The following is a 15,164-nucleotide window of genomic DNA, read 5'->3' on the forward strand; positions in this document are numbered from 1 at the left end:
GTTAAGACAAGTTGAGGCGGACCGAAACGGCGGTCACGGATGCGTATGTCAGCCAGTAGACGAAACGGTCAGTGAAGAACCGGCACGGTATCGGCAATACGGTGAGCTGTGCGGAAGTCTCGACCGTAGGATATCCGCAGGCGTTCGCTGCGCGTCTCGGCGATCTTTTCGTCGCGGGTGAGGTGGAAACACCATCCGCATAGGTGCCGGTTGCCTCCAGCGCGTCCTGCACGCCCAGCCAGTCGAAAATCTTCTGCTTCATGTCGTCTGTCTCCATCCGAGGTCCACAACGCGTCATCTGCGGGCCGGTTCCAGTCTGGAGGAAAATGGTTAACGGCCGTATGACGAGGCTTCGTAAACGGCGGTGCGAACGCGGTGGCGTATGCGGAACGGAGATCGAACGAACGGACAACGCCGCGCTCAGCGCGGGCGGGATTTCCACAGGTTTTCCACAGCATGCGCGATGGCCTGAGCAGGCGCTGTATCCGAGACGCCTGCGGATTTCTGGCCTGCATTGAATTGCCTGTGTTCTATGGGTCTTCAGCAGAACAGTGGAAAACTCTCGAGCGTAGGTGACAGCGGCTACTTTTTCCTCCGAGACATTTTTGTCGTAATCCATCCGCATAGTGATTCGCATGCACGGAGGACAAAGACGATGAAACCGGAACTGACCCTCAACGATCTTGCAAGCGACCCTCTGATCGCCCTGCTGATGAAGGCGGACGGCGTCGAAGACGCGGAACTTGCGAGCCTCCTGAACCAGACGGCGCGAGTCGAAGTGGAGCGGCTGAAGACGCGCCTGCTGCAGGCGAATGCCGACGCCTTCTATCACCGGCTCGATGCAGCCCTGCTTTTGCCGCAGGCGGAACGCACCTCACGCTGAACTGCACGCTCTACAGGTAGCCAGACTTCAGCGAGTCGTTTCGTCGTCTCCGAGGTCCTCCGCCTCCGACAGCCTGACGAACTCGACGCCGCGGCGCTTCAGCGACAGCAGCGCCTTTGCAACGCCTTCGCCTGCCGCGTGTGTGGGCTGATTGATGTGGGAGATCACCACGTCGCCATCCTTCGCTGCACCGATGCGCTTTTCCGTGACGCCCGCTCCAAGGAGCGAGCCGCCGTCTCCATTCACCGAATAACCGGCGATCCGATAGCCCATGCCGCGGATCTGGCGGATGGCGCTGAGATCATATTTCGCGGTCGAGCCGCGGAACCAGCGTGGTGCGTCAAGGCCGGCAGTCTGCATCGCATTTGCACCACCTGACACCTCCTGCAGCACCGCGGCAGTCGAGCCGGCCGCGGCGATGCCGTAGACGGACACCGGCACGTCGATTGCCGGCACGTGGTTCTCGCCATGGTTCTCCAGTTCGAACAGTTCAGGGTGGGCTTTGAGAACCGCGACGGTATCCGGATTGCTCCGCAGCCAGCGGGCCGTGACGAAGATCGTCGCCGGGATCTGCTCGCCGATCAGCACCGAGAGGATCCGCTCGTCGGCTTTGCCCATGCAGGCATCGAATGTCAGCGCGATCCGCGGACGCGCCTTGTCTCCCGAACCCTTCACATGCAGCGCCGGTTCGAGCAGCTTCGCCGATCTTTTGGCTGGCGTGGCGGCAGCATGCGGCAGCGGCGCGGCAGGCAGAGTGACTGCCACTGGCGTCGCTGGTGATGGCTGCGGTGTCTGTGCTGATGCGTCGAGGGCGAAGGACAGGGCGAGGAGGCTGAGGAGTGTCGGTTTCATCATGGTCTAGCTGGGATCCGGTGGCTGCGTCTCCTACTGCGGCCGCCGAGATTTGGCGAGTCCCGTCGATGTCGCACCGTTCGCTCGACAAGCCTGTGCCAGAACGGAACGTTCCAGAACGGGACGCAAGGATCTGGTAACGCCATGCGCCTTCTGTGCAAGACGCGGTCGAGGATGCGAGTAAATTCGATCTGCCATCCCTGGTGGTGAGGGAAACCGCCGACCCCCGCTGGCGTTCAGCGCGACGGTTTCCCTCCGGCCTCCGCATGATGCGGCTGCCTTTGTCCAAGCATGACAGGTGATTCCGATGATCAAGGATCAGGCTGTTCTGGATGGCGTGCTCGCGCCAGACGAACTGGCGATGCTGCAGCGCGTATTCGACGCCGCCCTGTCGCGGCAGGGTTTTGCCCGCAACAGCGTCGAGGCCAGCCTGCTGGCTTCAACCATCATCGAACTCTACGTCAATGGCGTGCGCGAGGAGGATCGTCTCCGGCAGATGATCGTCGCCCGCTAGTCCGAGCGACGATCAAATCATGCGGCCTCCGCGTGCCCGCAGACCGTCACTTCAGAGGGAGGCGCCGTTTTCGCGGATTACCTTGGTGAGGCTTCCGGTTGCCGGAAACAGCGGGATCAGGCAGGCCTGCAGGGCGTGGTAGATGTCGCCCTTGCCGGGAAACAGCGTGTACGCCGGAACGAGATCCTCGGTCAGTTCCTCGTGCCAGCCGCCGTTGTCGCGATCGATGAAGTTGTCGGCGATCTTCGACCAGATCGTCCGGTAGCTCTCTTCATGGAAAGCGTCTGGCACATGGGCATTGAGGAAGTGCGCCGCACCGGCCGCCTCGCACATCGGCCACCAGAGCTTGGCCGTCTTCTCCGGTCTGTCCTGCCAGTCGAGCGTATAGAAGAAACCGCTCTTTTGCCTGTCCCAGCCAAGCGTCATCGAACGCTCGAAGAGGGCGGTCGCGGCTTCCGGCATCCAGGCGTGGCGCTTGCCGCCGAGCGCATGGAGTTGAAGCAGCAGGCGCGCCCATTCCAGCCAGTGGCCGGGCGTCGTGCCGGCGGGACGGAACATCTCGTTGACATGGTAGTAATCGCGATCGACCACCCAGTTCTCGTTGAAATGCTCGGCGACCCGAAAGCCTTCCTCGCGGGCGCGCCGGTTGATCAGAAGGTCGGCGATGCTCTCGGCCTTCCTCAGGTAGTGCGTTTCGCCGGTCGCCTCGAAGGCGGCCATCAGGCTCTCGGTCAGGTGCATGTTTGAATTCTGGCCGCGATAGCCGGGCACCGGCTGCCAGTCAGCGGAGAATTCCTCGGCGATCGCGCCGTGGCTGTCCTCCCAGAACCTCGTCTCGATGACCTCGGTGATGTCGGCGAGCATGCGGTCGGCGAGCGGGTGGCCGACGACCTTGGCAGAAGATGCGGCGAGAAGTACGAAGGCGTGGCCGTAGCCCTGCTTCGAGGCGTCCGCCGGGCCGTCGTCATTTGCCTGCCAGAAGTAGCCGCCATGCGTCTGGTCGCGATGCTTCTCCCAGAGATAGCGCATGCCGTAATCGACAACGTCAGCGGCACCTGGACGGCCCATCAGGTCGGCGATGGCGAAGCAATGCACCATGCGGGCGCTTGCGTGAATGCCGCGCGCCGGGTTGTCGGTATCGAGCGGCGCACCCGTCGGGTCGAGGTCGTAGAAGCCGCCCTTCGGATTGATCGCGCGGACCTGGAAGAAATCCATCAGCGCTTCCGCCTGCGACAAAAGCCACTTGCGATGATAAGGGCGGTCTGCCCACAGGGCGGGAAGCGGTCCGGCGGCGATCATGAAGTCTCCCGAAACTTGGAATGGTGGTCGAACATGCCTATACCGTCCGGGCGGAGGCATGTCATGAGCCATCCGGGGTACCGCCTGAAATTCGCTGTATGTTGACATAAAGATATGTTTATGTGATCAACGTTGATCCATGACGAGCCTGAGGAGTACGTCCGTGTTCGATCATCTATTCGGTCCCGAAGGTGCTGCGCGCGACGGACGGGAAATCTTCGAGGCGCTTGCAAAGGCGGCGAGCGAACGGATCCTCATCCTCGACGGTGCCATGGGCACGCAGATCCAGGGCCTCGGCTTCGACGAAGACCATTTTCGCGGTGACCGGTTCATCGGCTGCGCCTGCCATCAGCAGGGCAATAACGACCTCTTGATCCTCACCCAGCCGCAGGCGATCGAGGACATCCACTATCGCTATGCGATGGCGGGCGCCGACATCATCGAGACCAACACCTTCTCGTCGACGCGCATCGCGCAGGCCGACTATGAGATGGAAGGCGCCGTCTACGATCTCAACAAGGAAGGCGCGCAGGTGGTGCGCCGGGCGATCGAGCGGGCAACCCGCGAAGACGGCAAGCGTCGCTTCGTCGCCGGCGCCATCGGTCCGACCAACCGCACCGCGTCGATTTCGCCGGACGTCAACAATCCCGGCTACCGCGCCGTCTCCTTCGACGACCTGAGGCTTGCCTATTCCGAACAGATCGACGGCCTGATCGACGGTGGCGCCGACATCATCCTGATCGAGACGATCTTCGACACGCTGAACGCCAAGGCGGCGATTTTCGCCTGCGAGGAGCGTTTTGCCGCAAAGGGCATCCGCCTGCCGGTGATGATCTCGGGGACGATCACCGACCTTTCCGGCCGGACGCTGTCGGGCCAGACGCCGACCGCCTTCTGGAACTCGATCAGCCACGCCAACCCGTTCACCATCGGCTTCAACTGCGCACTCGGCGCCGATGCCATGCTGCCGCATCTGCAGGAAGTCTCGGCGATTGCCGACACCTTCGTCTGCGCCTATCCGAATGCAGGCCTGCCGAACGAGTTCGGCCAGTACGACCAGTCGCCGGACGACATGGCCCGTCAGGTAAAGGAATTCGCCCGCGAAGGCCTGATCAACGTCATCGGCGGCTGCTGTGGCTCGACGCCCGACCATATCCGGGCGATTGCCGAAGCGGTCGCACCGTTCAAGCCGCGCCAGCTGCCCGAGCATCGCTCGTTCATGTCGCTGTCGGGCCTCGAACCCTTCACGCTCACCAAGGACATCCCGTTCGTCAACGTCGGCGAGCGCACCAATGTCACCGGCTCGGCGAAGTTCCGCAAGCTGATCACCTCTGCCGACTACACCTCGGCGCTCGCCGTCGCCCGCGACCAGGTGGAGAACGGCGCGCAGATCATCGACATCAACATGGACGAGGGCCTGATCGATTCGGGCCGCGCCATGGTCGAGTTCCTGAACCTCATCGCCGCCGAGCCGGACATCGCGCGGGTTCCGGTCATGATCGACTCGTCGAAGTTCGAGATCATCGAGGCCGGCCTCAAATGCGTGCAGGGCAAGGCGGTGGTGAATTCCATCTCGCTGAAGGAAGGCGAAGAGAATTTCATCCGGCAGGCGCAGCTGATCCGCCGCTATGGTGCCGCGGTCGTGGTCATGGCGTTCGACGAGCAGGGCCAGGCCGATACCTATGACCGCAAGGTGCAGATCTGCCGTCGTGCCTACAAGATCCTGACCGAACAGGGCGGCTTCCCGCCGGAAGACATCATCTTCGACCCCAATATCTTTGCGGTCGCCACAGGCATCGACGAGCATAACAATTACGGCGTCGACTTCATCGAGGCGACCCGCACGATCCGCCAGGAAATGCCGCTCGTGCACATCTCCGGCGGCGTGTCGAACCTGTCCTTCTCGTTCCGCGGCAACGAGCCGGTGCGCGAGGCGATGCATGCAGTGTTCCTCTACCACTGCATTCAGGCCGGGATGGACATGGGCATCGTCAACGCCGGCCAGCTGGCGATCTACGAGAACATCGATGCCGACCTGCGCGAGGCCTGCGAGGACGTCGTGCTCAACCGCCGGCCGGATGGCACGGAGCGCCTGCTGACCGTTGCCGAACGCTACCGCGGCGCGGCCGGCAAGGAAGCCCGGGTGCAGGATCTCAGCTGGCGTGAGTGGCCGGTTGCCAAGCGCCTCGAGCATGCACTGGTGAACGGCATCACCGACTATATCGAAGCCGATACCGAAGAGGCCCGCCAGAGCGCTGACCGGCCGCTGCACGTCATCGAAGGGCCGCTGATGGCCGGCATGAACGTCGTCGGCGACCTGTTCGGCTCGGGCAAGATGTTCCTGCCGCAGGTGGTGAAGTCGGCCCGTGTGATGAAGCAGGCCGTGGCGGTTCTTCTTCCGTACATGGAAGAGGAAAAGCGCCTGAACGGCGGCAGCCAGCGCCAGTCGGCCGGCAAGGTGCTGATGGCGACGGTCAAGGGTGACGTCCACGACATCGGCAAGAACATCGTCGGCGTCGTGCTGGCCTGCAACAATTACGAGATCATCGATCTTGGCGTCATGGTGCCGGCCACCAAGATCCTCGAGACGGCAATTGCCGAGAAGGTCGACATCATCGGCCTGTCGGGCCTGATCACGCCGTCGCTCGACGAGATGGTGCATGTGGCGTCCGAAATGGAACGTCAGGGGTTTGACGTGCCGCTGCTGATCGGTGGCGCGACGACCAGCCGCGTCCACACGGCGGTCAAGATTCACCCGAAATACAGTGCCGGCCAGGCTGTCTACGTCACCGATGCCAGCCGCGCTGTCGGCGTTGTATCCAACCTTCTGGCGGAAGGTGGCCGCGAGGACTACGTCGCCAACATCCGTGCCGAATATGCCAAGGTTGCCGCGGCTCACGCCCGCTCGGAAGCGGACAAGATCCGCCTGCCGATCGCCCGCGCGCGTGCCAATGCCCAGAAGGTCGATTGGGCGGCCTTTGAGCCGAAGACGCCGTCGTTCCTCGGCACGAAGGTGTTCGAGGATTACTCGCTTGAGGAGCTCGCCGCCTATATCGACTGGACGCCGTTCTTCCAGACCTGGGAAATGAAGGGCCGTTACCCGGCCATTCTCCAGGACGAAAAGCAGGGCGAGGCTGCCCGCCAGCTGTTCAGCGACGCCCAGGCGATGCTGAAGAAGATCATCGACGAGAAGTGGTTCCGGCCGCGCGCGGTGATCGGCTTCTGGCCGGCCAACAGCGTCGGCGACGATATCCGCCTGTTCACCGATGACAGCCGAACGGACGAACTGGCGACCTTCTTCACGCTGCGCCAGCAGCTGTCGAAGCGCGACGGCCGCCCGAACGTGGCGCTGTCCGACTTCGTGGCACCGGTCGAAAGCGGCAAGCAGGATTACGTCGGTGGCTTCGTGGTGACGGCCGGCATCGAGGAGGTGGCGATCGCCGAACGCTTCGAGCGGGCGAACGACGACTACTCGTCGATCCTCGTCAAGGCGCTGGCGGACCGTTTTGCCGAAGCTTTCGCCGAGCGCATGCACGAACAGGTGCGGCGCGAATACTGGGGTTATGCGACCGACGAGACGCTGACGCCGGAAGACATGATTTCGGAAACCTATGCCGGCATCCGTCCGGCACCCGGTTATCCGGCCCAACCTGACCATACGGAAAAGCGGACGCTGTTCGATCTCCTGAAGGCCGAAGACACCACCGGCGTGGTCCTGACCGAAAGCTATGCGATGTGGCCCGGCTCGTCGGTGTCCGGTCTCTATATCGGTCACCCGGACAGCTACTATTTCGGCGTGGCCAAGGTCGAGCGCGATCAGGTGGAAGACTATTCGCGGCGCAAGAACATGCCCGTGGAAGAGATCGAGCGCTGGCTTGGACCGGTCCTCAACTACGTGCCGGCAAAGCCCGAGGACGCGGTCGACGACGCCGCGTGATCTGAGCCGGATACCAGACAGGAAAAACCCGCGGAGGCGAACGCCTTCCGCGGGTTTTGCTTGTCTTCAGGTAGCGAGATCAGGCCCGCGATGCGGTCCTGTGTGCCAGTTCCTCGATGCCGACCTCAGCTTCGATCTCGTCGCCCCGGGCCATCAGGTAGAGGCCGAGGACGAAGGTCAGCGCGGCGATGAACACCAGGTACCAGGCATGCGCCATCGGGTTGACCGGCAGCATGGCGCTGACGGCGAGCGGCGTCAGGCCGCCGAAGATCGCGTAGGCGACGTTGTAGGAGAAGGACAGGCCGCTGAAGCGGACATGCGCCGGGAACGCCCGCACCATCACGTAGGGCACCGCGCCGACCATGCCGACCGCCAGACCCATCACCGCGTAGAGGGCAAAGAGCACGGTCATCGAGACGCCGGCATAGGTGTAGAAGGCGAAGGTCGCGATGCCGAAGAACAGGCTGGCGACGGTGAAGAAACGCCCCGAGCCGACGCGGTCGACGATTGCGCCGGCGGACGCCGTACCGACGATCAGGAAGAGCGTGCCAAAGCTCGTCGCGGCAAGCGAGACCTGCGCGCTGTAGCCGTAAAGCTTCTGCAGGAAGGTGGCGGTCATCAGCGTGGTGACGACGATGCCGGCCGACAGCACCCAGGTCAGCAGCATGGAGATGATCACGCCGCGCGGGTGATCACGCAGCACCGCCTTCAGCGGCAGTTCGCGCACCAGTGCACGGCTCTTCTTCATCTCGGCGAAGATCGGCGTTTCCTGCAGCCAGCGGCGCAGGTAGACGGCGACGAGGCCGAAGATGCCGCCGAGCAGGAACGGGATGCGCCAGGCGAAGGCCGAGACCTGCTCGGGCGTGAAGACGGTATTGATGATCGTTGCGATGAACGACCCGAGCAGGATGCCGAGTGTGAGGCCCGAGCAGAGGAAGCCGCAGGCAAAGCCGACACGGCGGAACGGCACATGCTCGGCAACGAAGGTCCAGGCGCCCGGCACCTCACCGCCGATCGCCGCACCCTGCAGGATGCGCATGACGATCAGCAGGATCGGTGCGGCAATGCCGATCGTCGCATAGGTCGGCATCGCCGCCATGCCGAGCGTCGACAGCGCCATCAGCAGGATGGAGAAGGTGAAGACCTTCTTGCGGCCGAAGCGGTCGCCGAAATGCGCCATGATGATGCCGCCCACCGGCCGCACGAGATAGCCAGCGGCGAAGATTCCGAACGTCTGGATGGTCACCATCCAGTCGGGCATGTCCGGCGGAAAGAACAGGTGGCCGATGACGGTCGCAAAGAAGACGAAGATGATGAAATCGTAGAATTCCAGAGCGCCGCCGAGAGCGGAAAGCCCAAGCGTGCGGTAGTCCTGTGAAGTGAGGCGATGCGGCGCGGCCGCAACGGGCGTGGTCGGGGACATGCTGGTGACCTTGTTTCGGACGGTGACCCTGTCTCGTTACCCTTCGAGACGGTCATTTCAAGCAGAATCTGGTGTAGCCTGTAACAGTCCAGTGCCCGGGAGCCAGACTGCGACCGGAACGGCACAGCAGGACGTCGGCAATCTCGCCTCAGAAATTGATTCAACACGTTCCCGAAACGATTCCGCAATCGCCTGCAAGTCTCTGCAGATGTTGACGAATTGCGTCAGATCTCAAGACGGCAGAGGATGGCGGTGGTATCATCCGACTGCTTGAAACGCGGATAGGTCAACCCGTCCGGATCAAGCTCCCGCTCGAACCGCCGTAACTCTCCCAGCAGCGGCCTCAGGCCGGCGGTCGCCGCGCGGCGCACGAGCCCACCAGCGTCATAGGCACCGTAGAGAGTGACCAGATCGGCCAGCCCGTCGGAGCAGATGATGGCGGTCGCGCCGCCGGTCATCACCACGTCCTGCGTCACCAGGTGGTCGGCCGCCTCCGGCACCAGCCCAAACGACCAGACGGTTCCTTCGTTCGTGTTCTGTCGCTCACGGCTGCGTCGCAGCTGTTCGAGCGTCTGCGGATCGCTGGTTGCGATACCGCCGGCGCCGATGCCGCCCAGCCTGTCGACATGGATGCGGGCGGCGGCCTGTTCGCGCGCCGGGGCTTCGGGCAGAGCGGTGAAGGTTTCCGCCCGGCCGTCGTCGTGCAGGATGTAGATGACGCTGTCGCCGAAGCCGCAGAACTGCAGAGCCTGCGGCGTTGCCCGAAGTGCGGCGAAGGCGGCGAGTGGCCAGGCATAGCGGGGCTGGTCGCCGGCGACGGCCGCAAAAGCCGTACGCGCAGCAGCGGAGATCGTCCGGACCGTCTGCCGGGCGTCGGCGGTTGCCGTGAAACTATCGGTCAGCCGCGCGGCCGCGAATTCGGCGATCCAGGCGGCGTCCGACCCATAGGTCGGCATGAACTGCCGGTCGCCGAGGCCGGTCGCGCCGTCGAGCACGAAGGCGGCGTCGCGGTTGAAGCCCAAACGGTCCTCGTTGGCGCGGCCAGCCTTGCCCGGGTCGGTGATCGTGTCGATGATGTCGATGCGCATGCTGCTATCTCGGTTCAGGCGGTCATTCGCCGAGAACCATCAGGCTCTCGGGCGACAGGCGCAGCGCCACCCGCTCGCCGACCCGCGGCGGTTGCGCATTGGGATCGTTGAACATGTCGAAGGAGATCGTGTTGCCGCCGAGGTCTACCTTCGTGCGCACGACGGAACCGAGGAAGCTGGACGAGAGAACGGTGCCGGCAAGGGCAGCGTCGGCGACGGTGGGCGAGGCGAGGGACGCCGCTTCCGGCCGGAAGGCGAGCGACACTGCCGCGCCATTCCGCTGGTCGGTAATCGGCTGCGGCAGGACGAGCGTCTGTTCCCCGACCCGAAGCGTGCCGGAGGTGGCGTCAATCACGTGTGCTTCGACGACATTCAGGGTGCCGACGAAGTTGGCGACGAAACGAGTGGTCGGACGATTGTAGATCTCGGCCGGCGTGCCGATCTGGTCGGCGCGGCCGCCGTTCATGACGACGATGCGGTCGGAGATCGAAAGGGCCTCTTCCTGGTCATGGGTGACGAAGACGGTGGTGATGCCGAGCTTTCGCTGGATCAGGCGGATTTCCTCACGCAGCGAGACGCGGATCTTGGCATCGAGCGCCGACAGCGGCTCGTCGAGCAGCAGCACCTGCGGCGCCGGCGCCAGTGCCCGGGCAAGCGCCACGCGCTGCTGCTGACCGCCGGACATCTGGTAGGGATAGCGGTCGGCCAGGTGCTCCAGGTGGATCAGCTTCAGCATCTCCTTCACCCGCGCCTCGATCTCGGCCTTCGGCTTGCCGGCGACTTTCAGGCCAAACGCAACGTTGTCGAAGACGTTCATGTTCGGGAACAGCGCATAGGCCTGGAACACCATGCCGATGGTGCGCTGGTTCGGCTTGAGGTTGGTCTGATCCTTGCCGTCGATCTCGATCGTTCCGCCCGATGGCATCTCGAAGCCGGCGATCATTCGCAGGACCGTCGTCTTTCCACATCCGGACGGTCCGAGGAACGAGACGAATTCGCCCTTTTCGATGGTCATGTTGAAGTCGTGCACGACCTTCGTCGCGCCGAAGGACTTCTGCAGATGGGTAAGGGTCAAAAAGCTCATGAAAATGTCTTTCTCAAACCGTGCTGACCTCAAACCGGCCGCTGGGTGGATTTCTGCAGCCGCGAGACCAGTTGCATCAATCCGAGGCAGGCCCAGGTGATGAAGAATGCGATCACGGCGAGCGCCGCCGGCTCGTAGGCGCGGTTGGCGCCGAGCAGCTGCATGTATGGGCCGAAGGCCGGCTTGTTGAGGAGCGCCGCCATGGTGAATTCGCCGATGACGATGGCAAAGGTGACGAAAGCGCCCGACAGCACCGCGACGATGACGTTGGGCAGGATGATGCGGGTGATGATGGTGAACCAGCTGGCGCCGAGGCTCTGGGCGGCTTCCGTCAGCGTCGTGACGTCGATGGTTCGAAGCCCTGTGTCGACCGCCCGGTACATGTAAGGCAGGCTGAGCGTTGCATAGCCGAACATCAGCAGCACGTTGGTGCCCGTGGCCGAACCGGTCAGCGGCAGCCAGCTCGACGTGTTGTAGAGACGGATATAGCCGAAGACGATGACGATCGCCGGGATGACCAGCGGCATCAGCGTGATGAACTCGATGAACGGCCGCAGGTGCGGCAGCTTCAGCCGCACCCAGTAGGCCGTCGGCACCACCAGCAGCACGCCGAAGGCGATGGTGAGCAGCGCCATCGTCACCGAATAGGAGAAGGTCTCGCGAAAACGGTCGTCGGCAAAGACGCGCGCATAGGCATCGAACGAGTATTCGCCACGGCGCATCTTCAGCGAGAAGTTGGTCATGCCGATCAGCGGCAGGATGAAATACAAAACGCCGACGGAAAGTGCCAGCCAGGCCCAGAGACGCTTCACTTCATCCACCTTTCGCTGCGCGTGCGCAGCCAGATGTAGATCGCGTTGGCAAAGCCGGTGACGACGATCATGCCGAAGGCCAGTGCGTAGCCGAGATGCGGATCGCCGAGCACGTCGCCGCGTATCTGCGCGAACAGCAGGATGGGAACGATGCTCAGCGACGAGCCGGTCAAGGCGATGGCGGTCGCCACTGCGCCGAATGCATTGGCGAACAGCAGCGCGAACGTGCCGAGCAGCGCCGGCGTCAGGATCGGCAGCGCCACCATGCGCCAGTACTGGACATTCGTCGCACCGAGGATCGAGGCGGCTTCCCGCCATTCCTTCTTCAGCCCGTCCAGCGCCGGCGTGATGATGAGGATCATCAGCGGGATCTGGAAGAACAGGTAGGTGATCGTCAGCCCCCAGAAGGACAGAAGGTTGAAGCCGAGCATGCGCAGGTTGATGCCGAGCTGCGTCTGGATAAACAGCGTCAGGAAGCCGACAGGACCCAGCGTCGCGAGGAAGGCGAAAGCCAGCGGAACGCCTGCGAAGTTCGACGCGACACCGGAGAAGGTCATGATCGGACCGCGGATCCAGCGCGGCAGATCGCCGAGCACGACCGCGGCCGAAACGCCAAAGCCGATCAGGCAGCCGAAGAAGGACGAGGCGAGGCTGATGCGGATCGAAATGCCGTAGGCGCCGAGGATCGACGGCGTGAACAGGTTGAGGACGTTGTCGAAGGTAAAGCCGCCGTCCGGGCGCTGGAAGGCGCCGATGACGATCTTCATCGTCGGCATGATGAGGAACAGCAGGACGAAGGCGGCAAACGGCAGGACGCCCAGCCAGTGAAGGGGCAGGCGCCGTCGTAACCGCGGCGCGGATGCGGCCGCTTGTGTCTGAAACGTCATTCCCCTCGAACCCTCTTGCGTCGCCGTTCGACGATCTTGTTCTTCGCAGAGTGCATCGCCGCCCCGGTCATGGCAACCGGGACGGCGGGTCTTTGCTGCGGATTACTTGACGTTGGCGCCGACGACCTTGTCCCAGGCAGCGGTGACGGCGGCCTTGTTGTCATCGACTTCCTTGAGCGTCGGGAAGTAGGCCTTTTCGTAGGATGCAGCCGGCGGCAGCTTGTCGAGCAGGTCCTTCGGGATCTTGCCGGCCTTTGCCATGGCGTTGAAGCGGATCGGGTGGCAGTAGCCCTTCAACCAGCCGACCTGGCCCTCGTCCGAATAGAGGTGTTCCATCCACAGCTTTGCAGCGTTCGGATGCGGGGCGTAGGCGGAGATGCCCTGCACATAGACGCCGGCGAGTACGCCGGACTTCGGAACCACGACCTCAACCGGCGGGTTGCCGGCCAGCGTGTCCTTGGCGGACAGCGCATTGTAGTCCCACATGACGACGATCGGGGTGGCGCCCTGGGCGAGCGTGCCGGCCTTGCCGATGACCGGAACGAAGTTGCCGGCCTTGTTGAGTTCGGCAAAATACTTCAGACCGGCTTCGCCGGCTTCCTTGCCGGCCTTTGCGCCGCCAGCCATGCCGGCTGCCAGCACGCCGAGGATCGCCTGGTTCGACGCGCGCGGATCACCGGCAAGCGCCACCTGTCCTGCGTATTCCGGCTTCGTCAGGTCGGACCAGTCGGCCGGAACGGTCTTCACCAGATCCTTGTTCACCAGCAGCGACATGACGCCGTAATAGTCGCCGTACCAGTAGCCGTCGGCGTCCTTGACGTTGTCGGGGATCTCCGACCAGGTCGACACCTTGTAGGGCTGCAGCAGGCCTTCGGCCTTCATCTGCGGACCGAAGGCCAGACCGACGTCGATGACGTCCGGTGCCTGCGGGCCCTTGTTGTCCTTGTTGGCCTTGATGGCTTCCACTTCGTCGGCTGAACCGGCGTCCGGGTTCAGTTCATTGACGGTGATCTCCGGATACTTCTTCTTGAAGGCGGCGATCACTTCGCCGTAGCCGCACCAGTCGTGGGGCAGGGCGACGGTGGTCAGTATGCCTTCCTTCTTGGCAGCAGCGACGATTTCGGCGCTCGGCTCGGCAAAGGCGAAGCTGGTCGAGGCAACGACGATCGCCGTCGTCAGGGATAGCATTCGATGGGTCTTGGTCATCACGATGTCCTCCTGGGGTTCCGTGTGTGGCGCGACTCGTAGAGCGAGTTCATGAATGGCATGTGACAGTCGAAAACGGGTATCTGCGGGTCTGCTTATTGTCGACTTCGTTGATATTCCCCTTTGAATTCTCGCTAGTTAGAGCGATCCGTCGGTTCTGCCCGACGAAACAGCCGCGAGCGTTCGAAAAGTTTTTCCAGCGAATCCATCCGCTTCCGGGTCTTCTCCCAGGTCGCTGCCTGCACCGCCTCGATCAGCGCCTCGACGGTGAACAGGGTGACGACCGAGGAGTCCCAGGCGGACGGTGCCTCGATGCGGATCTTGAAGACGTGCGGCGCATGTCTGGCGACCGGTGAGGACCAGACATCGGTGAACAGAATGATGATCACGCCGCTGGCGGCCGCTGCTTCCGCCAGCGTTGCAAGCTCCTGCTCGTAGCGGCGGATGTCGAAGATCACCAGCACGTCGCCGGCACTCATGTTCAGCAGATATTGCGGCCAGGAACTGCGGTTGGTCGAGATCAGCGTGGTCTTCGGCCGGATCACCTGCATGTGGGTGAAGAAGTATTCGGCAAGCGCCCCGGTGATGCGGCCGCCGACGAAGTAGAGGCTACGCTTCTCGTCGCGCAGCAGGTCGGCGGCACCGTCGAAGGTCTTCACGTCGAGGCTCGACAGGGTGTCGCGCAGGTTGGCGGTGATCGCCTCGGCAAAGCGGTTGAGGATGTGCGCCGTCGGCGCGCCCGCCGCCCAGCGGTCGTGCTTGGCAATCGGGTTGGAGATCGTCGCCTCCAGCTCCTGGTGCAGATGCGACTGGAACTCGGGGTAGCCCTTGTAGCCGAGCTTCTGAACCATGCGCGCGACGGTCGGCGTCGAGACGCCGGCATTCTCCGCCGTTGCCGTAATGCTGCCGAGGCCGGATACCGGATAGTTGTCCAGCAGGCTGTCTGCCAGCTTCCGCTCAGCCGGCGTCAGCCCGTCGTAGTTCAGACGGATCACTTCCAGCACTGTGTGCGATGGCGACGTCACGAGCTGTCCTGTTCCCTTCCGGTCTTTGCCGGTATTGAGGAGAAGTTAACAATTGCCGAGCGCCACGAGTCAATCCACATCCTGAAAAGATTCTTTCAGAATGCAGTTGACCGGCGGTTCATCATGAAGAATTCTCTTCTTATTGTTCCAGGAG

At 63.2% G+C, this 15,164-nt stretch carries 13 protein-coding genes; 3 read left to right on the forward strand and 10 right to left on the reverse strand.

The window, feature by feature from the left end; genetic code table 11:
* Position 1: 1 nt before the first annotated feature.
* Positions 2–262, reverse strand: coding sequence for a hypothetical protein (locus tag ACR65N_RS10535; RefSeq protein ID WP_440456964.1), 261 nt, complete (start codon positions 260–262; stop codon positions 2–4).
* A gap of 393 nt (positions 263–655) precedes the next feature.
* Here ACR65N_RS10535 and ACR65N_RS10540 point away from each other — a divergent pair, with 393 nt between their 5' ends.
* Entirely contained in the window at positions 656–883 is a 228-nt protein-coding gene (locus ACR65N_RS10540) for a hypothetical protein (RefSeq protein ID WP_430304053.1), read from the forward strand.
* 27 nt (positions 884–910) lie between these two features.
* Here ACR65N_RS10540 and ACR65N_RS10545 read toward each other — a convergent pair whose 3' ends face one another.
* Positions 911–1,738 (reverse strand): polysaccharide deacetylase family protein, encoded by an 828-nt coding sequence (locus ACR65N_RS10545; RefSeq protein WP_440456965.1) that lies wholly within the window; start codon positions 1,736–1,738, stop codon positions 911–913.
* Positions 1,739–2,042: 304 nt separating this feature from the next.
* Here ACR65N_RS10545 and ACR65N_RS10550 point away from each other — a divergent pair, with 304 nt between their 5' ends.
* On the forward strand, positions 2,043–2,249 hold the full coding sequence (locus ACR65N_RS10550) for a hypothetical protein (RefSeq protein WP_440456966.1): 207 nt from the start codon (positions 2,043–2,045) through the stop codon (positions 2,247–2,249).
* Positions 2,250–2,300: 51 nt separating this feature from the next.
* Here the strand turns inward: ACR65N_RS10550 and ACR65N_RS10555 are convergent, their stop codons facing one another.
* Positions 2,301–3,548: an AGE family epimerase/isomerase gene (locus tag ACR65N_RS10555; RefSeq protein ID WP_440456967.1), complete on the reverse strand. Its 1,248-nt coding sequence runs from the start codon at positions 3,546–3,548 to the stop codon at positions 2,301–2,303.
* A gap of 163 nt (positions 3,549–3,711) precedes the next feature.
* Here ACR65N_RS10555 and metH point away from each other — a divergent pair, with 163 nt between their 5' ends.
* Positions 3,712–7,485: a methionine synthase gene (metH, locus tag ACR65N_RS10560; RefSeq protein WP_440456968.1), complete on the forward strand. Its 3,774-nt coding sequence runs from the start codon at positions 3,712–3,714 to the stop codon at positions 7,483–7,485.
* Positions 7,486–7,564: 79 nt separating this feature from the next.
* On the opposite strand, the gene ACR65N_RS10565 is transcribed toward metH, so the two are convergent.
* From ACR65N_RS10565 to ACR65N_RS10595, 7 genes are all read right to left on the reverse strand, one after another.
* A complete protein-coding gene (locus tag ACR65N_RS10565) occupies positions 7,565–8,908 on the reverse strand; it encodes an MFS transporter (protein ID WP_430304044.1) in 1,344 nt (447 codons plus the stop codon).
* Positions 8,909–9,132: 224 nt separating this feature from the next.
* Positions 9,133–9,996 (reverse strand): hypothetical protein, encoded by an 864-nt coding sequence (locus tag ACR65N_RS10570; protein ID WP_440456969.1) that lies wholly within the window; start codon positions 9,994–9,996, stop codon positions 9,133–9,135.
* Between the two features lie 22 nt (positions 9,997–10,018).
* Positions 10,019–11,080 carry an ABC transporter ATP-binding protein gene (locus ACR65N_RS10575; protein ID WP_440456970.1) on the reverse strand — a complete coding sequence of 354 codons (1,062 nt, stop codon included), beginning with the start codon at positions 11,078–11,080 and terminating at the stop codon, positions 10,019–10,021.
* A gap of 29 nt (positions 11,081–11,109) precedes the next feature.
* A complete protein-coding gene (locus tag ACR65N_RS10580; RefSeq protein ID WP_440456971.1) occupies positions 11,110–11,892 on the reverse strand; it encodes an ABC transporter permease in 783 nt (260 codons plus the stop codon).
* Complete coding sequence (locus ACR65N_RS10585) at positions 11,889–12,779, reverse strand: ABC transporter permease (RefSeq protein WP_430304040.1); 891 nt, start codon at positions 12,777–12,779, stop codon at positions 11,889–11,891. Before ACR65N_RS10585 ends, ACR65N_RS10580 begins: the two co-directional genes overlap by 4 nt.
* A 102-nt stretch (positions 12,780–12,881) precedes the next feature.
* The gene (locus ACR65N_RS10590) at positions 12,882–13,985 is read right to left on the reverse strand and encodes an ABC transporter substrate-binding protein (protein WP_440456972.1); all 1,104 of its coding nucleotides are present in this window, start codon (positions 13,983–13,985) and stop codon (positions 12,882–12,884) included.
* Between the two features lie 134 nt (positions 13,986–14,119).
* The gene (locus ACR65N_RS10595; protein WP_440456973.1) at positions 14,120–15,010 is read right to left on the reverse strand and encodes a MurR/RpiR family transcriptional regulator; all 891 of its coding nucleotides are present in this window, start codon (positions 15,008–15,010) and stop codon (positions 14,120–14,122) included.
* Between the last annotated feature and the right edge of the window lie 154 nt (positions 15,011–15,164).

The sequence above is a fragment of the Rhizobium sp. SAFR-030 genome, assembly GCF_059415005.1.